Raw genomic sequence first — 22,004 nt, forward strand, 5'->3', positions numbered from 1 at the left:
CAGCATGCTCCTGACCCCGAATGCCATGAGCCGGCGCCTGCGCCTGGGCCTCTACCTCACCACCGGGCTGATCGCCTTGTTCCTGCTGCTGCCGATCGTGTTCATCGTCCTGCTGTCGTTCGGCTCCTCGCAGTGGCTGGTGTTTCCGCCACCGGGCTGGACGCTGAAATGGTATGGCCAGTTCTTTTCCAACCCGGACTGGATGAACGCCGCGCTGGCCAGTTTGAAGGTGGCGATCCTGACCACCTTCTGCGCGGTCGCCCTCGGCCTGCCGACCGCCTTCGCCCTGGTGCGCGGGCGTTTCCCCGGCCGCGAACTGCTCTACGGCCTGTTCACCCTGCCGATGATCGTGCCGCTGGTGATCATCGCCGTGGCGGTGTATGCGCTGTTTCTCAAGCTCGGCTACACCGGGACGCTGTTCGCCTTCGTGGTCAGCCACGTGATCGTCGCGCTGCCCTTCACCATTATCTCGATCATCAACTCGTTGAAGCTGTTCGACCAGTCGATCGAGGATGCCGCGGTGATCTGCGGGGCCTCGCGCTTGCAGGCGGTGTACAAGGTGACCTTCCCGGCGATTCGCCCCGGCATGGTTGCCGGGGCGCTGTTCGCCTTCCTGGTGTCGTGGGATGAAGTGGTGCTGAGCGTGATGATGGCCAGCCCGACCCTGCAAACCTTGCCCGTGAAAATGTGGACCACCCTGCGCCAGGACCTGACCCCGGTAATCGCCGTCGCCTCGACGCTGCTGATCGCCCTGTCGGTGCTGGTGATGGTGCTCGCCGCCGCCCTGCGCCGGCGCAATGAACTGCGCGCCTGAGCGCCCTGGAGTAGAACATGAGTGCCGTGATCAAAGACCCCGCGCAGCACGACCGCCCCCTGGTCAGCCTGCGCAACCTGAACAAGCACTATGGCGACTTTGCCGCCGTGGACAATATTTCCCTGGATATCCAGGACGGTGAATTCCTCACCTTCCTCGGCTCCAGCGGCTCGGGCAAAAGCACCACCCTGTCGATGCTGGCCGGTTTCGAGACACCCAGCAGCGGCGAGATCCTGGTGGGCGGACAGTCCCTGGTCAAGGTACCGCCGCACAAACGCGATATCGGCATGGTGTTCCAGCGCTACTCGCTGTTTCCGCACCTGTCGGTGCGCGACAACATCGCCTTCCCGCTGACCCTGCGCAAGCTCGGCAACGAGGAACGCTCGCGCCGGGTCGACGCCATGCTCAAGCTGGTGCAGCTCGAAACCTTTGCCCATCGCCGTCCTTCGCAACTTTCCGGCGGCCAGCAACAGCGCGTGGCAATTGCCCGGGCGCTGGTCTACGAACCGCGCATCCTGCTGATGGACGAACCCCTCGGGGCCCTGGACAAGAAGCTGCGCGAAGACTTGCAGGACGAACTGCGCCAACTGCATCGCCGGCTGGGTATCACCATCGTCTACGTGACCCATGACCAGGAAGAAGCCATGCGCCTGTCGCAACGCATCGCGATTTTCAGCCACGGCAAGATCGTCGGCCTGGGCAGCGGCTACGACCTCTACCAGAATCCACCGAATGCCTTTGTCGCCTCGTTCCTCGGCAACTCGAACTTCCTCAAGCTCAAGGCCCACGGCAATGCCGCGGGGCACTTCGAGGGACAGGCCCTGACGATCCGGCCAACCGCCGGGGTTGCCAGTGACCAACCGCTATTGCTGATGGTGCGTCCGGAGAAGGCCCTGGCACTGAGCCCCGCACAGGCCGCCAGCGAACCGTTGCCGGCGGGCTGGAACGAAGTGACGGCCAAGGTCGGCGAAATGCTGTTCCTGGGGGAAAGCCAGACGTGCAGCGTGGTCACCGATGGCGGCACGACAATGACGGTCAAGGCGTTATCGGCCACCGGCATGCCGCTCAAGGCCGGCGATCCGGTGCGGGTACGCTGGGCCAGCGCCGATGCCTGCGTCTATACCCAATGGAGCGAAGGCGATCTGAACAAGGCCGCCGGTGCCCATTGAATAAAACCCGGAGTAGGGGTGTTATATCCGGGTAGCCAGGCACTATCGGCCGTGCAACCCGGAGATCCGAATGAACATCCTGTTATCCGCGCCAGCGCTGGCCAGTGCCCTCCTCTGCACGGCCAGCCTGGCCGCGCCCCCGGACTGGCAACTGGCCAAGGACGAAGACGGCATTCGGGTCTACCTGAGCCAGGTCCCGGGCTCGCGCTACCAGAGTTTTCGCGGCGAGGTGCGGATCAAAGCCGATGTCGGCACTCTGAGCAACCTGCAGGAAAACCTCAGGGTCGCCTGCAAGTGGCTGTACGCCTGCGCCGACATGCGCCTGCTGAAAAATGACGGCGACGACACCTGGGTCTATCTCACCACCGCCTTGCCATGGCCGGCGCAAACCCGCGACATGGTGATCCATGTGCACAGCGAGCGCGCCGACGATGGCAGCCTGACCCGGCGTCTGGAGGCGGTTCCCGGCTTCGTGCCCGTCACCCCGGGGCAGATCCGTGTGCGCCAGTTGAAAGGCACCTGGACCATGCGCCCGGAAAGCGACACGCAAACCCACGTGACCTATGAAATGCAAGCCGAGCCGGCCGGCGACATCCCCTCCTGGATGGCCAATCAGTTCGTGGTCGATGCGCCCATGGTCAGCCTCAAGACCTTGCGCGCGGTGGCCGAGCACCAGGGCTTGCACAACGTCGAAACGGCCCCGTAGTCAGGCCTGGAGCCGTATCTTGAAGTCTTCGATCCAAGCCCGGACCATGGCCGAATAAGGCGCCTCGGGCCGGGCCATGCGTTTCATTTCCCCGAGGATCCGGTCCTGGAGGAAGTACAGGCGCTTGGCAATACTGGCAACCGTGGCGGAAGGCGCCGCCGTGGGATCAGGCAAAAGCTCGTCCGCCATCGCCCCCACTTCCAGCGCCAGCACCTCCAGGAACTCCAGCTGCCGCAACAGGCGCGTGCGCTCCTGTACCAGACCCAGCCGGTTCAAACCGTAGACATGAATCGAGACGCTGCCCTTGAGGCTCAGGCCCGCCGCCAGGGCTTCCTCGAGGTGGCTGTCCAGCGCGATACCGGGCGCCGTTCCGACCAAGGGCGGAAGATCGGCACCCGAGTGGGATTTGGGCAGCACCAGGCCGATCAGGTTGGCCCGGTCGATATGAAACTTCAGGTGTTCGTCGGGGTTGTCGCGGCACGGGTCGAGCAGCAGCGGGTACTCATCGGCAAAATCCGCCGCCTCGGACATGGCTCGCTGGCCGAGGATCGGGAAGCTGTCCTTCTTGCCGGAAAGCAGCAGGCTGCCCTGGTTGAAACCCTGGCGGTCGTCCCGCAGGGTCAGCAACCTGGCCGACAACCTGGGCGTGACCTGCTTACGCTTGCGGTTGCAGTCGATGCAACTGGGCAACAGGTTGTCCCAGTCCATGGCCACCCACCAGTAGCCGGGGTGGCTGGCATCTTCGGAGACCGCGCCCTTGGGCCGGTAATGCTCGACATCCACCGGTGCCGTCGAGGCGAAGACGCTTTCACAATAGGCGCATTTGCCATGAAACAGTTCATCCAGCTGCTGCTTGACACTGTCGGCCTTGTACACCGCAAAAGCCGGTGGTCTGCCGCTGGGCGCGGCGAACCAGGCCTTGAGCTTGCGCAGTTCCCTGGTGGCGGGCGAATCGGCCCCGGACAGAACCTCCGGGGCCTTGGCAGTCTTGCGAATGACGGCGCGCATGTTTCAGATCCCCTCCAGGACAGCGAGGATCCGTTGTTTGGATGTTTCACGCAGCTCGTCGAGCTTGAGCGCACTGGCCTGTCGACGGTTTTGCAGGTACTCGACCACCGCCTCCTGCACCAATCGCTGGACTTCGGTGGCGCCCACCGGCAGGGCATCGCTGATATCCCGTTCGAAACGACGCCAGGCCTGCTGCTGGGCATCGCTCAGGGGCCGGCCCTGCTCCCGGGCGGCCAGCAGGTCGGCGAACAGCGCCAGCTCGCGCTCGGTGTCCGGCTGGTCGGTGGAGGTGAGGCTGAAAAAGTCCGAGGTCAGCAGTTGCTCGATGGTCAGCTGGCTGACGTTGGGCAGGCGGATCACCTGCTCGACCATGACGGGCCAGTCGCTGTCGGGATTGTCCTCGCTGGCGACCCGCTGCATGACGATCACCTCGCCGTCCCGCATGCCGCGCAGGCACAGCGGATCGTGGGTGGTGGCGATAAAGGTCACGTTCGGCAGAGCGCCGCGCAGCGCGCCCATGATCTGGATTTTCCAGCGCGGGTGCAGATGAGCCTCGACCTCGTCGATCAGCACCACCGCCTGGGCAGTTTCCAGGCTCTCGAAGTAGGGATTGACGCGTCGGTTCATCAGGCCCTGGATGATGTCGCAGACCATCGCCAGCACCGAGCGATAGCCCGAGGACGCCAGGCTCAGCGGGGTCCGGCACAGGGCCCGACTACCGGCAGCCGCCGTGACGATCAGGCAGCGCTGTTTTTCAAAATCACGCTCTATAACCTCGAACTTGCCCTCTATGGAAAGGACCTCCCGCAGGGCTCGCACCACATTGCCGAAATCGACCGGTTTGAGGCTGAGCAACCACTTTTCCGGATTGGACAACAGCGCTGTCGAGTCGAAGAGGTTGATGATCGACCGGCCTGAACTGTAGCGTCGCACCCTTTTCTGATATTGCCGGAAGGCTCCATAGGCAAAGACCGGAGGCACGATAGAGGTGCCTCCATGCCAATAAATACTCTCGGCAATGGTCAACTCCCGCTGGCTGGCGTCATGGAAGGTGGCGATTACTGACGCCGAACTGCATTGAGGCTGCGGCCCCGCGCCCAGCAAAGCGGGATCGAGGGGCAGCGAGGCGAAGTCGACCGGTAGTTGCTCGCAGACTTTTTCGCTACAGAGCGCCAGCGCGGTAGCCTCGAGGATGGAGCTTTTCCCAGCCGCATTTTCACCGAGTATCAGCAGAGCGGGTCGGACGGGCTTCGCACTCGGAGCCTGCGCAGACTGAACAACCGGCATCCGCAATTCGAGTTGCTCGATACCCTTGAAATTGTTGAAGCGGATCGATTTCAACAGCGGGTAGTCACGCGGCAACGATCGCGGCTTTTCCGAGGTCTGGGCGAGTTGCCCTACAACAGGTCGCGCGAGATAAGCCTCAAGATTTCCATACCAATCCACGACGCTGATACTTTGATGGAGTGTTCGTAACGTCTCCTCCACGCGCTCCGGGATAAGCGCTAGCGGCGCGACCCTGGTCGTTGACAGCGCCACCGCGATACGCCGACACAGCAAGTACCAGAGGCCGCCAAAATCCAGTGCGGCAAAATCGAAGAGTCCGGGGACCGGCCTGTCCTCCTCCAACGGGAAAAACCAGTTGTTGATCAGCTCTTCGAAATAGGCCTTCAGTTTTTTTCTACGCAACTTGCGCAACTGAATGCGATTGAGCTTGAAATGGGCGATCGTTTCACCTGCGCGCTCACTCAGGGCATAGAGTTCGCCCGAGAGATCGACTGACAGGTGACGTGTCAGGTCAATTCGCTCGCAAGGATCGAGCAGCACATGGCGCTCCTTGAGCGGGTAGTCGCGCCATAGTCCCAGGTTATCCAACACATAAGCTTCAAGCTGCCGCTCCGAGGGCAAGGGCGAGCGCTTGCCCCGGACCGGGAAATAGTCCGGTCGGTCAGGCTCACAGCCCTTGCAGATGGGATATAGATTTTCCCAGGCGCCACTCAGCCAGGCGTAATACAGGTGGGCATCTGACGTCCGCTCGAGGGGACTGGCCACGGCATCCGGACGAAATCGGTAAGTGGACGTGGGGACCACCCGCTCACAGAACGCACATTTACCGTGAAACAACCGGCTCAGGCCGACACGAATGGAAGCGTCATCCAGGTCAAGCCCCGATTGCGGAGCCCGACTCTGTTCCCTCTTTGTCATGTCAGTCAGAAAGTAATCAGCCAGCGCCTCTCTACCGGCGCCGGCCTCCGGCCCCTGCAACAAACTCGGCGGCGGCACGGAACTGCGATCAAACCCTTGCATGACTCTCTTCCCTAAGCAGTCAGGGGAAAGCCTGTCGCCCTCCCCTCAAAAAACACAGACTCTAAACGGCACGTCAGGAAAAGTGGAGCCGTTTCAGGTCAGCGGACTGTATCGAGCCGATACACCGACAAAAAAAGCCCTTGCAAGGACGATATTACGGTATACCATAATACCTGAAAATCAATAAAATCCGCTTCAGCCCCCCCGAGGACCGTCCAATGATCGATGCCGCCATCTACAAACAAGTCATGGGCTCGTTCCCGTCCGGGGTCACCGTGATCACCACCCTGGATGACGACGGCCAGGTGGTGGGGCTCACCGCCAGCGCCTTCAGCTCCCTGTCCATGGAGCCGGCCCTGGTGCTGTTCTGTCCCAACTACAGCTCCGACTCCTATCCGGTGCTGATCAGGAACAAGCGCTTCGCCATCCATGTGCTGTCCGGCGGCCAGCAGCACGAGGCCTATGCCTTCGCCCGCAAAGGCAAGGACAAGGCTCAGGGCATCCAGTGGACCTTGAGCGAACTGGGCAACCCGCTGTTAGCCAATGCCAGCGCGATCATCGAGTGCGAACTGTGGCGCGAGTATGAAGGTGGCGACCACGCGATCATGGTCGGCGCGGTAAAGAACCTGATCGTGCCCCGCCAGGAGGCCGGCCCGATGATCTACTGCCACGGCAAGATGGGCGCCCTGCCCGCGCTCGCCTGAGCCCGCACACCAAACCGCGGATGGTCCTTGCTTAACGGCAATAATCAGTATTATGGTATACCAAAAGCTCAGCAGACAGACCTGCCGGCCAACAACAAAAGACCCGAGGTAAGCGTCATGAAATTTTCCCTCTTCATCCATATGGAGCGTTGGGACGAAAGCATCAGTCACCGCCAGTTGTTCGAAGACCTCGGCGAACTGACCCTGCTTGCCGAGGCCGGCGGCTTCAGCACCGTCTGGATCGGCGAGCACCACGCCATGGAATACACCATCTCGCCGAGTCCGATGCCGCTGCTGGCTTATCTCGCCGCCAAAACCACGACCATTCACCTCGGCGCCGGCACCATCATCGCGCCGTTCTGGCACCCGCTGCGGGTCGCCGGGGAATGCGCGCTGCTGGATGTGATCAGCAATGGCCGGATGGAAGTCGGCCTGGCCCGTGGCGCCTACCAGGTGGAATTCGACCGCATGGCCGGCGGCATGCCGGCCTCCTCCGGCGGCCAGGCGCTGCGGGAAATGGTTCCGGTGGTGCGCGCCCTGTGGCAAGGCGACTATGCCCATGACGGCGAAATCTGGAAATTCCCCACCTCCACCAGCGTGCCCAAGCCGATCCAGAAACCCCACCCGCCGATGTGGATCGCCGCCCGCGACCCGGACTCGCACAACTTCGCCGTGGCCAATGGCTGCAACGTGATGGTCACGCCGCTGATGAAGGGCGACGAAGAAGTGCTGGACCTGAAGAACAAGTTCCAGACCGCGCTGGACAACAACCCCGAGGTTGCGCGTCCGCAATTGATGGTGCTGCGCCATACCCACGTGCATGCGGTCGACGATCCCGACGGCTGGAAAGTCGGCGCCAGCGCCATCTCGAAATTCTATCGGACCTTCGATGCCTGGTTCGGCAACAAGCAGGTGCCGGTCAACGGCTTCCTGGCGCCCAGCCCGGAAGAAAAATTCGCCGAGCGGCCGGAGTTCGCCCTGGAGAATATCCGCAAGAACACCATGATCGGTACGCCACAGGAGGTGATCGAGCGGATCCGCTATTACCAGGAACTGGGTGTCGACGAATACAGCTTCTGGTGCGACAACAGCCTGCCCCATGCGGAAAAGAAAAAGTCCCTGGAACTGTTTATCCAGCACGTGGTACCGGCTTTTCGCTGAGCCCTGGTCTCGTCCGCGGCTATAGGAGCAGGTGGCCGGGATTCGATTGCTCGCGGTGAAGGTGACGATGCAATGGCGGTCAGGCAGCCCGCGTTATCGTCGACGACCATCGCGAGCAATCGCGCATCGACCGCCTGCGCCTACGGGATCATGGCGCCTTGCGTTCGAAGATCGCCCCCTCGATCCCCAGCACCTCGCGATTATCGGAATAGATCCCCACGCCCTTCTCCCACACCGTCTTGATCGAACGGTCGGCGCAGCGAATCCGATAGTTGAGTTCGAACGCCTCCTGCCGCGACAAGGCGTATTGCACTTCGCGCCAGACGTAATCGGCATCCTGCGGATGTATCAGGCTGTTGTAGGTGAAGTCATGGTTGTCCACCAGGCGCTGCGCCGGATAACCGGTCAATTGCAGGCAGCCGGCACTGACAAACTCCATGGTCCAGTCGCGATTGTTGCGCCCGCGGTAAATCAGCCCGGGCATGCTGTCCAGCAGGCTCTGGGTGCTGCGCTGGCTGGCCTGCAGGGCAATTTCCCGGCGCTTGTGCACGGTGACATCAGCGACCGCCAGGTAAAAACCGTCGGCGCCACGCTTGAGATTGACCTCGAACCAGCGCAACTCACCCGAAGGATGGACGAAACGCAGGCGCTGATTGAAGGCGGTCTCGGGGCGCCGGCGCAATTCCTGGAGCGCCTGGCGCCATAACGGTCGGTCTTCCTGATGCACATAGTCGATCAGCGCGCGCTGAGTGTCCGGCGCGTCCATCAAGGCGACCCAGGCGCTATTGAAGCGGGCGATCCGCGCATCGTCGCCGAGTTCCAGCAGCGCCACCGGGAAATGCTCCAGCAACGCCTCGGTCGGTTCGTTCAACAACGATTCGAGCAGTGATCCGCGCGTATCCATGGCTAATGCTGCTCCTCTTGTCGTCCGCCACCGGCGTTGTGTACCCAGGCCGCCAGTTCCAGGCGCGAGTGTTGGTTCAACTTCTGCAGGAGATTCTTCACGTAGATCTTCACCGTGCCGTCGCTGATCCCCAACTCCCGGGCGATCTGCTTGTTGCTCATGCCGGCGGCGATCAGCGCCAGTGTCTGCCCTTCGCGCTCGGTCAGGCCGCCGGGGTCCGGTCGCTGCGGCGCCGGGGTCGGCTCGGTGTGTCCGGCCAGCAACGCGACCAGGGTGTCGTCCAGCACAATCGCACCCTTGTTGCAGTTGCGCATGTAGGCCAGCAGCGCATCCGGCTCGGTCTCCTTGAGCACATAACCATTGGCGCCCAGGCGTAGCGCGGCCAGCAATTCGCTCCGGTCCATCGACGCGGTCAACACCACGATCTGGCAGCCGAGGCGCAACTGGCGCAACTCATCGAGCACCTGCAAGCCGCTGAGACCGGGCATGTGCAAATCCAGCAGGACCTGCTGCGGCGCCAGGCTCAGCGCCAGGTTGATGCCCTCGCGGCCACTGGCGGCCTGGCCAACCACTTCGAAATCGTCACTGGCGGCGAACAACTGCGCCAGCCCTTTGCGGAACAGCGGATGGTCATCGATCAGCAATAAGGTCGTGCAGTCCATGGGGACTCCCCTGGGGCTCGTCTGGATGGCGGGAAAAGCCAAGGTGGACGCGCACGCCATGGGGCCGGATCGGCTCGATGGACAGTCGCGCGCCAATGCTGCTGGCCCGTTCACGAATGATTTCCAGGCCGAAATGGTTGTCTTCGCCACAGGCCTGGCTCAGCCCGATGCCATCATCCTCCACCGCGACCGAGACCTCGCCCGCCTGGGTCTGGCGCAATTCGATGCGCACGTGCCGCGCATGGGAATGGCGTACCGCGTTGGCCAGGGCCTCGCGGATGATCTGCAGAATCTGTAACTCGGTTTCCGGGTTCAGGGCATCGTCGGCCAGACGGTTGTCCAGTTCGAAGACGATGATGCAACGCCGGGAAAACTCCGCCACCGAATCGGCCAGGGCCTGGCGCAGCGAGCGCCCGTCCATGGTCAGCCGGGCACTGGTGATCAGCTCGCGGACCTGGCGCTGCAACTGGCTCAGGCCGCTACGTAGTTCGCCCAGCGTCGCATCCACCTGTGCCGGCTCCCCCACGCACGACTGCATCAGGCGCGCCTGGAACGACAGGTACCCCAACTGCTGGGCCACCGAGTCGTGCAGCTCCCGGGCCAGGGCGCCGTGCTGGGAGGTGGCGTGCTTGCGTTGTTGCTCACGCTTGTGCCGCAGCAGTTGCACCGTGATCCCGACCGCCCGCGCCGTTTCCTCCAGCAACTGGCAGGCGATCCGCCCCACCGGGGTCGGCGCATCGAGCAACAACAGGCCACGCTGCGTACCGCCGGCGTCCGGCAAGGCACAGAGCAGGCGATGCGTGCCGTTGCGCCGACACGCCGTGCAAGGCCGCGGCGACTCGCTCACGGCCCCGGCGCGCCAGGGACAGTGCGCCTCGCCCTGGCACAGACTGGTCAATGGCTTGCGGGCCGGCCCCAGGTCCTCGTCACCGAGCATCAGGTTCAACCGGTAACCGGGCAACAGTGCTTCGAAACGGTCCGGCAAACGCGACCAGGCACCGTCAGCGTGCATCAGGCACAGCGGCAACTCGGCCAGCAGCCCGCGCACCTGACGGATTTGCCCGGCACTCACGCGCTGAAACCAGCGTGCCCACCACCGCGGTCGTGTTCGCACTGTCGATGACTCCCCGTCCGTTGCCCAACCCTGGCTGCAAGCGAGCAACTTCCATGCCCCACAGCCCCCAGGACGGCGGGCTATCTCCAAAGAGGTACTGCTTCTTTCGGATTGAGCAGAATTTCCTTATGGGAAACTATCTTCCCCAGCAAGAAACAAATCAGCCAGGAATATCACCATGATGGATAGACCCAGCACTGCCCCCGACCGGCTTCACAGCCTCCCCGTCTACCGGGAACCGATGCCCCGCGAGATGGCACAACGGCACATTGTCGTCATGCAATCGGCGGCGCACGGCGCGGCCTTTGTCGAAGGGCTCGGCCAAGCGTTGCTGCTGAATGCCGAAGGCCGGGATTTCCCCTCGCGTCTCACGCGCCTGCTGGCCGACGCCAGGGTCGGCAGTCACCTGTACATCCTCGGCGACGAAGCCTTCATCTGGCTGGTGCATGACCAAGCCCGTAGCGCCGGGCTGCTCGACGACGAAATCGACATGACGCTCTCGGCCCCCGGCAGCCGGCGGGTCTATTGCGTGCACTGCGGGCTGACCCAGGCCGCTGGCGCGGCGAACCGCTTCAACTGCATTGGCTGCCAGGTGCAACTGGCGGTCCGTGCACACTTTTCCAAACGCCTGGGCGCCTACCTCGGGGTCTGCGACGACGCCGACCACCCTTACGCCGGAGCGCAGTCATGAGCACGCCGTTACAGGTCCGGGTGAGCACGGCGCGCCTGCTCACGCCACTGGTCCGCGAACTCACCCTGGTGCCTTGCACCGGCAGCTTGCCGGGCTTTTCTTCGGGCAGCCATATACAGGTTCATCTGCCGCTGGGCGAGCGGACCCTGCGCAATGCCTACTCGCTGACCGGCGATCCAGCCGATAGCCACCAGTACCGTATCGCCGTGCGCCTGCAGCAAGCCTCGCGGGGTGGCTCGCGCTATCTGCACCAGCAGGTCGCCGTCGGCGACACCCTGGCGATCTCACCGCCGGCCAACCTGTTCGCCCCGCGCTCGACGGCGCGGTTGCACATCCTGATTGCCGGTGGCATCGGCATCACCCCGTTCATGGCCTATCTCAAGGCCCTGCAACGGCAGCAGGCGAATGTCGAGCTGCACTACTTCTACCGGCCGGGTCTGACCGATGCCTATCTCGACGAGTTGCAGGAACGCCTGGGCCCGCGCCTGCATCGTTATGCCGCCGGGACACCCTGCGACCTAGCGGCGATCCTGCGCGAGCGGCCGCTGGGCAGCCATGTCTACACCTGCGGCCCGCAGCGTCTGCTCGACGCGGTGCGGGACACCGCGAGCACGCTGGGCTGGCCCGCCAGCCGCGTGCATTGGGAGGCATTCAGCGCCGCGCGGCCCGGCCAGCCTTTCGAACTGGAGCTGGCCCGCAGCGGCCAGCGGCTCCAGGTCAGCGCCGGGCAAAGCCTGCTCGAAGCCCTGGAAGCCGCCGGCGTTGCGCCACCCAGCCTGTGTCGCGGCGGGGTCTGCGGCCAGTGCATGACCCGCCATCTGCACGGCGAAATCGAACACCGCGACCATTTCCTGAGCCGCGCCGAACAGGCCGAGTTCCTCATGCCCTGTGTGTCGCGCGGTTGCGGCCCGCGCGTTCTGCTAGACCTCTAGGAGTCGACCATGTCCGTTCAATTCAGCCCACTGCAGAGCTACCGGGAGCCCTTCAACTTCCGCAACAGTCCCAAGGCCATCCAGCGCTTTCCCTTCCCCTTCAGCGAGGACAGCTACCTCTACTCGGTGAACATCGAACCGGCAAACGCCAAGGACCCCGGCTCGGTCTACGAGCACTGGTTCGACATCGACGAACACTACCGCTCGGAAATGGCCGAACGGGCCCTGGTCCTGGACAAGGACCCGCGCCGTTACCTGGTGCTGCCGCATATGCGCGAAGCCGCCTGGGACGCGTTGCAGATGCTGATGGAGAAGCTCGCCGCGGATTATCCGCAGTGGTTCGAACTCGACTGCGACGGCCAGCGCTGGCACTGGCGCAACAAGGCCCTGGAGATCGATCAGCGCTTCATCTTCGGCGACGCCACGACCCTGCCGTGCGAACCGCTGGAGTTCATCACCCGCCAGGTCCAGGGCGATTTCGCCCTACTCGACCAGCGCGACGGCGACCTGTTCATGGACGCCGGCATGGTCACCAACCCGGCGGACTGGTCACTGGCCTTCGACGCCGGCATGAGCTTCAAGCAGTGGCACGCCCCGGTGCCCATGGCCCACCAGATGGGTATCTTCGACCGGGCCTTGAAATACCTGCTCAACCTGCCGGTGGGCCAGCCGGTACGGCGCCTGAACTGGACGCTGACGATCAACCCGCGCCTGGACTCCTCGCCGGAAACCTTCCACCAATGGGGCGCCGACCGGGGCCTGGTCACGGCCGCGAACGTCGGGCGCCTGGTGCACCTGCGGGTCGAACTGCAACTGATGGCGCGCCTGCCACGCAGCAACGGCCTGATGTTCAGCATCCGCACCTACCTGATCAGCCTCGACGAACTGGTCAGTCAGCCCGCCTGGGGTTGTCGCTTGCACCGCGTGCTGCGCGACCTGCCCGAGCCGATCGCCGACTACAAGGGCATGACCCGTTACCGCCAGGTCCTGGTGGAGTGGCTGAGCCGCTTCGATCCCGACGCCTGACCTCTTCCCTCATTTTTTGACCGACAAGGACCTGCATATGGCTCATTCATGGCGTATTTCCGCACTCGCCGAGCGCCACCGCGCGCTCGGCTCGAACCTGGAAGACTGGAACGGCATGGGCACCGCCTGGACCTACGCCAGCGACCTCGCCGATCATCACGAGGCAATCCGCACCCGGGCCGGGCTGATGGACGTTTCCGGGCTGAAAAAGGTCCACTACGTCGGCCCGCACGCCGAAAGCCTGCTGCAATGGGCGACCACCCGTGACATCAGCAAGCTGTATCCAGGCAAATCGGTGTACGCCTCGATGCTTGACGAGGACGGCAAGTTTGTCGACGACTGCATCGTCTATCGCACCGGACCCAACGCTTTCATGGTGGTGCACGGCGCCGGCAGCGGCCATGAAATGCTGGTGCGTTCGGCGCAAGGCCGGCAGGTCGCGGTGCTGTTCGACGACGACCTCCACGACCTGTCGCTGCAAGGCCCACTGGCGGTGGACTTTCTCGCCGAGCACGTGCCCGGCATTCGTCAGTTGCCGTACTTCCATCACCTGCAAACCCGTCTGTTCGAGCGCCCGGTAATGATCTCGCGCACCGGCTACACCGGCGAACGCGGCTACGAGATCTTCTGCAAGGCCGCCGATGCGCCCTTCCTCTGGGACCAGATCCTCGAACAGGGCACGGGCCTGGGCATCATCCCCTGTGCCTTTACCGCCCTGGACTGGTTGCGGGTGGAAAGCTCGCTGATGTTCTTCCCCTACGACAACTCGCAGATGTACCCCTTCGCCAATGAGAAGCCCGGCGACACGCTCTGGGAAATGGGCCTGGAATTCACCGTCTCGCCGGAAAAACGCGACTTTCGCGGTGCCGAGGAACACCGCCGTCTGCAAGGCCGCGAGCGCTTCAAGATCACTGGCCTGCTGCTTGATGGCGTACGCGCCGCCGAGGCCGGCGACAGCCTCTGGCAAGGCGACCAGCAAGTCGGCGTGGTCACCTGCGGCATGTATTCGCGCTTGAGCAAACGCTCCATGGCAATCGCGCGCATGAACGTCGCCTGTTCCGTGCCGGGGATCGCCGTGCAGGTGCGCGGCAGCCTCGAGACCGGCGCCGTGAGCCATGCGCTGCCCTTCGACGATCCGCAAAAAACCAAACGCACCGCCAAGGGCTGAGCCACCCCAGGAGTTTCCATGGACCATCCAGAGCCACACTACATTCTCAAGATCACCTGTCCGGCCACCTCCGGCATCGTCGCGGCGATCACCGCGTGCCTGGCCAGGCAGAACTGCTACATCAGCGAGTTGGCGCAGTTCGACGATGAATTCACCGGACGCTTCTTCATGCGTGCGGTGTTCCGCTTCAACCAGGGCGCGCGCGCTGACATCGGCGCGCTGCGCGAAGGCCTCGGCGGCCTGGCCGGCGGCTTCGACATGCAGTGGGAGCTGTTCAGCGGCGCCGAGCCGATGCGGGTGCTGCTGATGGTCAGCAAGTTCGACCATTGCCTGACCGACCTGCTCTATCGCCACCGCAAGGGCGAGATGGACATGCGCATCACCGCCGTGGTCTCCAACCACCTGGACCTGCGGCCGATGGCCGAGCGCGAAGGCATCCGCTTCATCTACCTGCCGGTGACCAGGGACAGCAAGGCCGGGCAGGAAGCCGAGCTGCTGCGTATCGTCGAGGAAACCCGTACCGACCTGGTGGTCCTCGCCCGCTACATGCAGATCCTCTCCGACGACCTGTGCCGCCAGCTGTCGGGCCGGGCGATCAACATCCACCACTCGTTCCTGCCCGGCTTCAAGGGCGCCAAACCCTATCACCAGGCCTACGAGCGCGGCGTGAAACTGATCGGCGCCACCGCCCACTACGTCACCAGCGACCTCGACGAAGGCCCGATCATCGAGCAGGAAATCCAGCGAGTCGACCACACCCACCGGCCCGACTCGCTGGTCGCCATCGGCCGCGACATCGAAACCGTCGCACTTTCCAAGGCCCTGAAATACCACCTGGAACACCGGGTCTTCATCAACCAGGACAAGACAGTGATCTTTCGCTGAGCGCCGACTCCATCATCTACGAGGCATGATCATGACTTTACGCGTGGCAATCATCGGTGCCGGCCCTTGTGGCATGGCGCAACTCCGAGCCTTCCAATCCGCCCGTGACCAAGGCGCCGAAATCCCCGAACTGGTCTGCTACGAGAAGCAGAGCGACTGGGGCGGCATGTGGAATTACACCTGGCGCACCGGCCTGGACGAGCACGGCGAGCCGGTGCACGGCAGCATGTACCGCTACCTGTGGTCGAACGGACCGAAGGAGTGCCTGGAGTTCGCCGACTACACCTTCGAAGAACATTTCGGCCGCCCCATCGCCTCCTACCCGCCTCGGGAGGTGCTCTGGGACTACATCAAGGGCCGCGTGGAAAAAGCCGGGGTGCGCCCGTACATCCGCTTCAACAACGTGGTGCGCCAGGTCAGCTTCGACGCCGCCAGCGGCCGCTTCAGCGTCCGCGCCCATGACTACGACCAGGACTTGCAGACCGAGGAGAGCTTCGACTACGTGATCAACGCCTGCGGCCATTTCTCCACGCCCAAGGTGCCGTACTTCGAGGGGTTCGAGCAGTTCGCCGGACGCATCCTGCACGCCCATGACTTTCGCGAAGCGCTGGAATTCAAGGGCAAGGACCTGCTGATCGTCGGCAGCAGCTACTCGGCCGAGGACATCGGCTCGCAGTGCTACAAATACGGCGCGCGCAGCATCACCAGTTGCTACCGCAGCGCGCCGATGGGCTACCAATGGCCGGCCAACTGGGAGGAAAAGCCGCTGCTGCAACGCCTGGAAAACAACCGCGCCTATTTTGTCGACGGCAGCAGCAAGCACATCGACGCGGTGATCCTCTGCACCGGCTACCAGCACCACTTCCCGTTCCTGCCCGACGAACTGAGGCTCAAGACCGACAATCGGCTGTGGCCGATGAACCTGTACAAGGGCGTGTTCTGGGAACCCAACCCTCGCATGATCTACCTCGGCATGCAGGACCAGTGGTACTCCTTCAACATGTTCGACGCCCAGGCCTGGTACGTCCGCGACGTCATCCTCGGGCGTATTGCGCTGCCGTCCCGGGCCGAGATGAGTGCCGACAGCCAACACTGGCATGAACGCGAGCAGACCCTGGAAACCAACCAGCAGATGTTCGAATACCAGGGCGCCTATATCCAGCAACTGGTGGACGCCACCGACTACCCCTCCTTCGACATCGCCGCAGTCAACGACACCTTCCTGCACTGGAAGCACGACAAGGCCGAAGACATCATGGGCTATCGCGACAAGTCCTACCGCTCGCTGATGACCGGCACCCAGTCACCCCCCCATCACACGCCCTGGCTGCACGCGCTGGACGACTCCATGGCCGCCTACCTCGGCGAACCGCCCACCTCGATCCAGTCGGTTGGCTGACACGGGAGCCGCAGCATGAACGCACCACGTGTTTCGCGTCCCCGGGAGCCCGGGCTGTTTGCCCGGGCGCCAGCGCTGGAGCGTTACCGGGTGGCCGCCGGCGGCGTGAGCCTGGTGGCCCTGGCGCCCGGCGACACCCTGCAGGTGATCGACGTCGAAGGCCTGCAGCCCTGCGAGTTGCTGGCCGTGACCGACACTGGCCACAGCGCCCTGGCCCAGTGGGCGCTGGCCGGTACCGCGGGCGGCGAGTTCATCGCCGCGCGACTGGCCGAGCCGAGCGCGCACAGCCGGCGCATCCTCCAGGCCCTGTACAAGCGCGGCATCGACCTGCGGCAATTGCCACGCGCCGCCTCACTCTGGGGCGAAGACAGCGAAGCCGGTCACAGCCGGCGTTTTGTCGCCAGCGACCCATTGCTGGTGCTGGTCGCCGCTCCCGCCGGGTCCCAGGCCGTCGACCGGCAATACCGGCCCAGCGAACTGCGCCTGATCGTCGAACGCGCCACCTCGTCGCCACTGTGGCTGCCCGAGCTGCCCGAGCCGCTCGGCGAACTGCTGGACGAGTTCACCGTGCACGCCGGCAGTGCCCAGGCCTACCGCGTCGCCAAAGGCCAATATATCCAGGTGCTGGACGTCGCCGGCCGGCAGTGTTCGGACTTCGTCGCCTTCGACCGCCGGGCACTGGATGACGGGCTGGAACTGGACCTCGACCAGACCGTCACCCGCACCCTGAACGGCAGCGCCTACCCGGCGCCAGGGCTGTTCTCGAAGTTCTTCGACCGGCGGATGCGGCCCATGCTCGAAGTGGTCCGCGACACCGTCGGCCGGCACGACGCCTTCGCCCTGGCCTGCAGCGCCCGCTATTACGAAAGCCAGGGCTATTTCGGGCACGACAACTGCAGCGACAACCTCAGCCGCGCCCTCGCCCCCCATGGCGTGCAGGCGCGCAGCGGGTGGCCGGCGATCAATTTTTTCTTCAACACCGCGATCGACGCCCACCAGCAGATGACCCTGGACGAACCCTGGTCGCGTCCCGGCGACTACGTGCTGCTCAAGGCCACGACCGATCTGCTCTGCGGCAGTTCCTCGTGCCCCGACGACATCGACCCGGCCAATGGCTGGAACCCGACCGATATCCATATCCGCGTCTACAGCGAAAAGGAGCGTTTTTCCCTCGCCATGAGCACTCGAACCACGGCCGACGCCGACCCGATCCTGACCCGTGAGTCGGGCTTTCATACCCGCACCCGTGCGCTCACCGGCAGCTTCATCGATTACCGCAACTGGTGGCTGCCCCTGCGCTACGACGGTTTCGGCGCCATCGACGAATACCTCGGCTGTCGCGAGCGTGTCGCGGTAATGGACCTGACTGCCCTGCGCAAGTTCGAGATCCTCGGCCCGGACGCCGAAGCGCTCCTGCAGTACTGCCTGACCCGCGATGTGCGGCGCCTGGCGGTCGGCCAGGTGGTCTATTCGGCAATGTGCCATGAGCACGGTGGCATGCTCGACGACGGCACCCTGCTGCGCCTGGGCGCGGACAATTTCCGCTGGATCTGCGGCGAGGACTATGCCGGCGTCTGGCTGCGCGAGCAGGCGGCGAAGCTGGGCATGAAAGTCTGGGTCAAGTCGGCCAGCGAGCAGATCCACAACCTCTCGGTACAGGGCCCGCTGAGTCGTGAACTGCTCAAGCAGATGGTCTGGACAGCGCCGACCCAAGCGAGCCTGGAAAGCCTCGGCTGGTTCCGCTTCCTGGTCGGCCGCCTGGACGGCTACGACGGTTGCCCGCTGATGATTTCCCGCACCGGCTACACCGGCGAGCTGGGCTATGAAGTCTGGTGCCAGCCGCAGGACGCCGAGCGGGTCTGGGACCGGATCTGGCAGTTGGGCCAACCGCTGGGCATCGTCCCGTTGGGCCTGGAAGCGCTGGACATGCTGCGCATCGAAGCCGGGCTGATCTTTGCCGGCTACGAGTTCAGCGACCAGACCGATCCCTTTGAAGCGGGAATCGGTTTCAGCGTGCCGTTGAAGAGCAAGACCGATGACTTCATCGGTCGCGAAGCGCTGCTACGACGCAGTGCCCACCCCAGCCACAAGCTGGTCGGCCTGCAACTGAGCGGCAACGAAGGAGCCCACCATGGCGATCCGGTCTATCGCGGCCGGGCCCAGGTCGGCGTGATCACCAGCGCCTGTCGCTCGCCCCTGCTGGGCAGCAATATCGCCCTCTGTCGGGTGGACGTGGCCTGCGCCGAGATCGGCATGGAGCTTGAGGTCGGCAAGGTCGATGGCCTGCAGAAGCGCATCAGCGCCACGGTCACGCCAGCGATCTTCCATGACCCGGACAAGAGCCGGGTACGCGGTTGATCGGAATAACGAGCAAGTACGCCAACTGACTTTGACTGCCCAATGCCCCTCCACTCAGACATGGGAATACAAAAATGGAAGCGACGACGTTCGAGACCATACCGCAGGCCTGCGCCGCGGTCGGCAGCCTGCACCGCAAGATCGATTGGCGCGGCGCCTTCTGGGTCGCCAGCGGCGTGCCCGCGCTGGTGCTGTTCAGCATTGGCGCGATTGCCGCCACCGTCGGTAAACCGGCATGGATCGTCTGGATCGTGTCGATCCTGTTCGGTTTTATCCAGGCCTTCACCTATGCCGAAATCGCCGGGCTGTTCCCGCACAAGTCTGGCGGGGCCTCGGTCTACGGGGCCATCGCCTGGGTCCGCTACAGCAAGCTGATCGCGCCGGTGTCGGTGTGGTGCAACTGGCTGGCCTGGTCGCCGGTGCTGGCCATCGGTTCCGGCCTGGCCGCCGGCTACATCCTTACCGCACTGTTTCCGGCGGACGCGCTGATCAACACCTGGCAGTTCACCCTGCTCGACCTGGGCTGGGTCAAGAGCGGTCTGTCACTGCGTATCAACGCCACCTTCGGCATCGGCCTGCTGATCCTGCTGGGGGTGTTCGCCGTGCAGCACGGCGGTATCCTCCGTTCGGCGCGGCTGACCCTGGTGCTCGGCGCGACCTCGTTGATTCCACTGTTGCTGGTGGGCGTGGTACCGCTGCTGAGCGGCGACGCGGCGCGGATCAACTTCCTGCCGCTGTTTCCGTTGGCCCATGACGCCGCCGGACAAGTGATCGACGGGCCCTGGGATATCTCCGGCTGGTCGCTGATGGCCGGCGGGCTGTTCATGGCGGCCTGGTCGACCTACGGCTTCGAGACCGCCGTGTGCTACACCCGGGAATTCAAGGACCCCAAGCGCGACACCTTCAAGGCGATCTTCTACGCCGGCCTGCTCTGCATCCTGGTATTCACCCTGGTGCCGCTGGCCTTCCAGGGCAGCCTCGGGCTCGGCCAACTGGTGACCCCGGCGGTGCTCGATGCCAGCGGCGCCGTGGTCACCCCCGCGGTCTACAGCGGCCTGCTGTCGCCGGCGATCTACAGCGGCATGGGCGTCGGCCAGGTCATGGCCGACAGCATCGGCGGCGGCAAGCTGGTGGCCAATATCGTACTGATCATGCTGATACTCGCCACGCTGCTGGCGATCATGACCTCGATGTCCGGTTCCTCGCGCACCCTGTACCAGGCCTCGGTGGACGGCTGGTTGCCCAAGTACCTGGGGCGGACCAATGAACACGGCGCGCCGACGGCGGCGATGTGGACCGACTTGACCTTCAACATGCTGTTGTTGCTGATGTCCGACTATGTGTTCGTCCTCGCGGCGTCCAATGTCAGCTATATCATCTTCAACTTCCTCAACCTCAACGCCGGCTGGATTCACCGCCTGGACCGGCCGGACTGGGCCCGTCCGTACAAGGCGCCGACCTTGCTGCTGGCGGCCGGCGCGCTGTTGAGCTTCGTCAACCTGGCGTGCATGGGGATGGGCGCGGATATCTGGGGGGCGGGGACACTGTTCACCGGCTTGCTGCTGGCACTGCTGATCATTCCGGTATTTGTCGTGCGCCATTACTGGCAGGACAAAGGCCGTTTCCCGGAAGCGATGCTGACCGACCTGCATATCCAGGCCGATGCCGGACTCAAACGCGCCGGTGTCTTGCCTTATGTCACACTGGTCGCTGGCGTGCTGGTGGTATATTTCTGCCACCGCCTGGTGGCCTGATCGAACTGAAGGACAAACCTGTCCTGGCTGGCGCTACCGGCCAGTCCAGGATGAACTCGATCCCTGCAGGAGCCAGCTTGCTGGCGATGGCGATGTCACATTCACTATCGCTATCGCTATCGCCAGCAAGCTGGCTCCTGCAGGTTTGGCGGCGTCTTCAGGATCCCTATTGGGGCAAAGGCGCTTGGCCCCACTCTTTCCTCTATCCAGACCATGGTGACGCATTCGATGAATTCTTCCCTTGCACCGGCCCGCGACATCGACGGCAAGGCCATCGCCGCCCAGGTGCTCAATGAAGTCCGCGATGAAGTCGCGGACCTGGCCCGGCAAGCCATTTTCCCGGCGCTGGCGGTGATTCTGGTAGGCGACGACCCGGCCAGCCAGGTTTATGTGCGCAACAAATTGCTGCGTGCCGAAGAAGTCGGCATCCGCTCGCTGGAACATCGCCTGCCGGCGAGTGCCAGCCAGGCCGAACTGCTGCAACTGATTGCCGGGTTGAATGCCGATCCGACGGTGAACGGCATCCTGGTACAACTGCCGTTACCCGCGCATATCGAAGAGCATGCGGTGATCCAGGCCATTGACCCGCTCAAGGATGTCGACGGCTTTCACCGGGAAAACGTCGGCGGCCTGGTCCACGGCGCCGAAGTTCTGACACCCTGCACCCCCAGTGGCTGCATGCGTTTGCTGCAGGAGACCTGTGGCGATCTGCGCGGCAAGCACGCGGTGGTCATCGGCCGCTCGAATATCGTCGGCAAACCGATGGCGACCCTGCTGCTGCAGGCCGATTGCTCGGTCAGCGTGGTGCACTCGCGCAGTGTTGACGCGCCGGCGTTGTGCCGGCTGGCGGATATCGTGGTCGCGGCCGTGGGCCGCCCGCGGTTGATCGACGCCAGCTGGCTCAAGCCGGGGGCGGTGGTGATCGATGTGGGGATCAATCGGATTGAAACCGAGACCGGCACCCGCCTGGTCGGGGATGTCGATTATGCCAGCGCCCGGCTGGTGGCCAGCGCCATCACCCCGGTACCGGGCGGGGTCGGACCGATGACCATTGCCTATCTGCTGAAGAACACCGTGATCGCCACGCAGTTGCAGCAATCCCGGTAGGCACAGGCTGTTGCGCGGTCCTCGCGGAAGTCATCGCCGCGATGCGGCGTCCCGCCAAGCCGGCTCCCACAGGATTTATGTCGTACACAAATAGGTAGTCGACACTGATCCCCTGTAGGGACCGGCTTGCCGGCG

19 protein-coding genes are annotated in these 22,004 nt (G+C 64.0%); 14 read left to right on the forward strand and 5 right to left on the reverse strand.

All coding sequences use genetic code 11. The annotated features are described in order from the left end of the window. The first annotated feature begins 4 nt into the window (after positions 1–4). From PFEN_RS14820 to PFEN_RS14830, 3 genes are all read left to right on the forward strand, one after another. Positions 5–814 carry an ABC transporter permease gene (locus PFEN_RS14820; RefSeq protein WP_191487569.1) on the forward strand — a complete coding sequence of 270 codons (810 nt, stop codon included), beginning with the start codon at positions 5–7 and terminating at the stop codon, positions 812–814. Between the two features lie 17 nt (positions 815–831). After that, on the forward strand, positions 832–1,983 hold the full coding sequence (locus PFEN_RS14825; RefSeq protein ID WP_191487570.1) for an ABC transporter ATP-binding protein: 1,152 nt from the start codon (positions 832–834) through the stop codon (positions 1,981–1,983). Between the two features lie 70 nt (positions 1,984–2,053). Next, positions 2,054–2,689 (forward strand): START domain-containing protein, encoded by a 636-nt coding sequence (locus PFEN_RS14830; protein WP_191487571.1) that lies wholly within the window; start codon positions 2,054–2,056, stop codon positions 2,687–2,689. On the opposite strand, the gene PFEN_RS14835 is transcribed toward PFEN_RS14830, so the two are convergent. Then, entirely contained in the window at positions 2,690–3,697 is a 1,008-nt protein-coding gene (locus PFEN_RS14835; RefSeq protein WP_191487572.1) for an endonuclease, read from the reverse strand. It abuts the gene before it with no gap. Positions 3,698–3,700: 3 nt separating this feature from the next. Continuing rightward, positions 3,701–6,004, reverse strand: coding sequence for an AAA family ATPase (locus PFEN_RS30630; protein ID WP_224770966.1), 2,304 nt, complete (start codon positions 6,002–6,004; stop codon positions 3,701–3,703). A 218-nt stretch (positions 6,005–6,222) separates the two neighbouring features. Here PFEN_RS30630 and PFEN_RS14845 point away from each other — a divergent pair, with 218 nt between their 5' ends. Beyond that, positions 6,223–6,708: a flavin reductase family protein gene (locus PFEN_RS14845; RefSeq protein WP_191487573.1), complete on the forward strand. Its 486-nt coding sequence runs from the start codon at positions 6,223–6,225 to the stop codon at positions 6,706–6,708. 117 nt (positions 6,709–6,825) lie between these two features. Then, positions 6,826–7,869 (forward strand): LLM class flavin-dependent oxidoreductase, encoded by a 1,044-nt coding sequence (locus PFEN_RS14850; RefSeq protein ID WP_191487574.1) that lies wholly within the window; start codon positions 6,826–6,828, stop codon positions 7,867–7,869. Positions 7,870–8,017: 148 nt separating this feature from the next. On the opposite strand, the gene PFEN_RS14855 is transcribed toward PFEN_RS14850, so the two are convergent. Genes PFEN_RS14855 through PFEN_RS14865 form a run of 3 tightly spaced genes read right to left on the reverse strand, consistent with a single transcriptional unit; the run spans position 8,018 to position 10,507 of the window. Then, positions 8,018–8,773 (reverse strand): PAS domain-containing protein, encoded by a 756-nt coding sequence (locus tag PFEN_RS14855; RefSeq protein WP_191487575.1) that lies wholly within the window; start codon positions 8,771–8,773, stop codon positions 8,018–8,020. 2 nt (positions 8,774–8,775) lie between these two features. Then, positions 8,776–9,435 (reverse strand): response regulator, encoded by a 660-nt coding sequence (locus PFEN_RS14860; protein WP_191487576.1) that lies wholly within the window; start codon positions 9,433–9,435, stop codon positions 8,776–8,778. Then, positions 9,404–10,507, reverse strand: a complete 1,104-nt coding sequence (locus tag PFEN_RS14865; RefSeq protein WP_224770967.1) for an ATP-binding protein — start codon at positions 10,505–10,507, stop codon at positions 9,404–9,406. The genes PFEN_RS14860 and PFEN_RS14865 overlap by 32 nt, the downstream gene beginning before the upstream one ends. 220 nt (positions 10,508–10,727) lie before the next feature. On the opposite strand from PFEN_RS14865, the gene PFEN_RS14870 reads away from it, so the two are divergent. From PFEN_RS14870 to folD, 9 genes are all read left to right on the forward strand, one after another. Further along, entirely contained in the window at positions 10,728–11,240 is a 513-nt protein-coding gene (locus tag PFEN_RS14870; protein WP_191487577.1) for a dimethylamine monooxygenase subunit DmmA family protein, read from the forward strand. Further along, the gene (locus PFEN_RS14875) at positions 11,237–12,172 is read left to right on the forward strand and encodes a PDR/VanB family oxidoreductase (protein WP_191487578.1); all 936 of its coding nucleotides are present in this window, start codon (positions 11,237–11,239) and stop codon (positions 12,170–12,172) included. Before PFEN_RS14870 ends, PFEN_RS14875 begins: the two co-directional genes overlap by 4 nt. A gap of 9 nt (positions 12,173–12,181) precedes the next feature. After that, positions 12,182–13,198: a heme-dependent oxidative N-demethylase family protein gene (locus PFEN_RS14880; RefSeq protein WP_191487579.1), complete on the forward strand. Its 1,017-nt coding sequence runs from the start codon at positions 12,182–12,184 to the stop codon at positions 13,196–13,198. Positions 13,199–13,235: 37 nt separating this feature from the next. Continuing rightward, a complete protein-coding gene (locus PFEN_RS14885) occupies positions 13,236–14,366 on the forward strand; it encodes an aminomethyltransferase family protein (protein ID WP_191487580.1) in 1,131 nt (376 codons plus the stop codon). An 18-nt stretch (positions 14,367–14,384) separates the two neighbouring features. Then, entirely contained in the window at positions 14,385–15,251 is an 867-nt protein-coding gene (gene purU, locus PFEN_RS14890; protein ID WP_191487581.1) for a formyltetrahydrofolate deformylase, read from the forward strand. 31 nt (positions 15,252–15,282) lie between these two features. Beyond that, positions 15,283–16,650: an NAD(P)-binding domain-containing protein gene (locus tag PFEN_RS14895; RefSeq protein WP_191487582.1), complete on the forward strand. Its 1,368-nt coding sequence runs from the start codon at positions 15,283–15,285 to the stop codon at positions 16,648–16,650. A 15-nt stretch (positions 16,651–16,665) separates the two neighbouring features. Next, the gene (locus PFEN_RS14900; RefSeq protein ID WP_191487583.1) at positions 16,666–19,008 is read left to right on the forward strand and encodes a DUF1989 domain-containing protein; all 2,343 of its coding nucleotides are present in this window, start codon (positions 16,666–16,668) and stop codon (positions 19,006–19,008) included. A 74-nt stretch (positions 19,009–19,082) separates the two neighbouring features. Then, on the forward strand, positions 19,083–20,762 hold the full coding sequence (locus tag PFEN_RS14905) for an APC family permease (protein ID WP_191487584.1): 1,680 nt from the start codon (positions 19,083–19,085) through the stop codon (positions 20,760–20,762). A 228-nt stretch (positions 20,763–20,990) separates the two neighbouring features. Further along, a complete protein-coding gene (folD, locus tag PFEN_RS14910; RefSeq protein WP_191487585.1) occupies positions 20,991–21,869 on the forward strand; it encodes a bifunctional methylenetetrahydrofolate dehydrogenase/methenyltetrahydrofolate cyclohydrolase FolD in 879 nt (292 codons plus the stop codon). Positions 21,870–22,004: the final 135 nt, after the last annotated feature.

Origin of the sequence: Pseudomonas sp. FEN, from assembly GCF_904067045.1 — a bacterium.
In the GTDB taxonomy this organism is placed as follows: Bacteria; Pseudomonadota; Gammaproteobacteria; order Pseudomonadales; family Pseudomonadaceae; genus Aquipseudomonas.

What these genes read in the sequence shown, in the direction of transcription:
- PFEN_RS14820 (WP_191487569.1), top strand. Translation starts at nt 5, where the DNA reads ATGCTCCTGACCCCGAATGCCATGAGCCGGCGCCTGCGCCTGGGCCTC.
- PFEN_RS14825 (WP_191487570.1), top strand. Translation starts at nt 832, where the DNA reads ATGAGTGCCGTGATCAAAGACCCCGCGCAGCACGACCGCCCCCTGGTC.
- PFEN_RS14830 (WP_191487571.1), top strand. Translation starts at nt 2,054, where the DNA reads ATGAACATCCTGTTATCCGCGCCAGCGCTGGCCAGTGCCCTCCTCTGC.
- PFEN_RS14835 (WP_191487572.1), bottom strand. Translation starts at nt 3,697, where the DNA reads ATGCGCGCCGTCATTCGCAAGACTGCCAAGGCCCCGGAGGTTCTGTCC.
- PFEN_RS30630 (WP_224770966.1), bottom strand. Translation starts at nt 6,004, where the DNA reads ATGCAAGGGTTTGATCGCAGTTCCGTGCCGCCGCCGAGTTTGTTGCAG.
- PFEN_RS14845 (WP_191487573.1), top strand. Translation starts at nt 6,223, where the DNA reads ATGATCGATGCCGCCATCTACAAACAAGTCATGGGCTCGTTCCCGTCC.
- PFEN_RS14850 (WP_191487574.1), top strand. Translation starts at nt 6,826, where the DNA reads ATGAAATTTTCCCTCTTCATCCATATGGAGCGTTGGGACGAAAGCATC.
- PFEN_RS14855 (WP_191487575.1), bottom strand. Translation starts at nt 8,773, where the DNA reads ATGGATACGCGCGGATCACTGCTCGAATCGTTGTTGAACGAACCGACC.
- PFEN_RS14860 (WP_191487576.1), bottom strand. Translation starts at nt 9,435, where the DNA reads ATGGACTGCACGACCTTATTGCTGATCGATGACCATCCGCTGTTCCGC.
- PFEN_RS14870 (WP_191487577.1), top strand. Translation starts at nt 10,728, where the DNA reads ATGATGGATAGACCCAGCACTGCCCCCGACCGGCTTCACAGCCTCCCC.
- PFEN_RS14875 (WP_191487578.1), top strand. Translation starts at nt 11,237, where the DNA reads ATGAGCACGCCGTTACAGGTCCGGGTGAGCACGGCGCGCCTGCTCACG.
- PFEN_RS14880 (WP_191487579.1), top strand. Translation starts at nt 12,182, where the DNA reads ATGTCCGTTCAATTCAGCCCACTGCAGAGCTACCGGGAGCCCTTCAAC.
- PFEN_RS14885 (WP_191487580.1), top strand. Translation starts at nt 13,236, where the DNA reads ATGGCTCATTCATGGCGTATTTCCGCACTCGCCGAGCGCCACCGCGCG.
- purU (WP_191487581.1), top strand. Translation starts at nt 14,385, where the DNA reads ATGGACCATCCAGAGCCACACTACATTCTCAAGATCACCTGTCCGGCC.
- PFEN_RS14895 (WP_191487582.1), top strand. Translation starts at nt 15,283, where the DNA reads ATGACTTTACGCGTGGCAATCATCGGTGCCGGCCCTTGTGGCATGGCG.
- PFEN_RS14900 (WP_191487583.1), top strand. Translation starts at nt 16,666, where the DNA reads ATGAACGCACCACGTGTTTCGCGTCCCCGGGAGCCCGGGCTGTTTGCC.
- PFEN_RS14905 (WP_191487584.1), top strand. Translation starts at nt 19,083, where the DNA reads ATGGAAGCGACGACGTTCGAGACCATACCGCAGGCCTGCGCCGCGGTC.
- folD (WP_191487585.1), top strand. Translation starts at nt 20,991, where the DNA reads ATGAATTCTTCCCTTGCACCGGCCCGCGACATCGACGGCAAGGCCATC.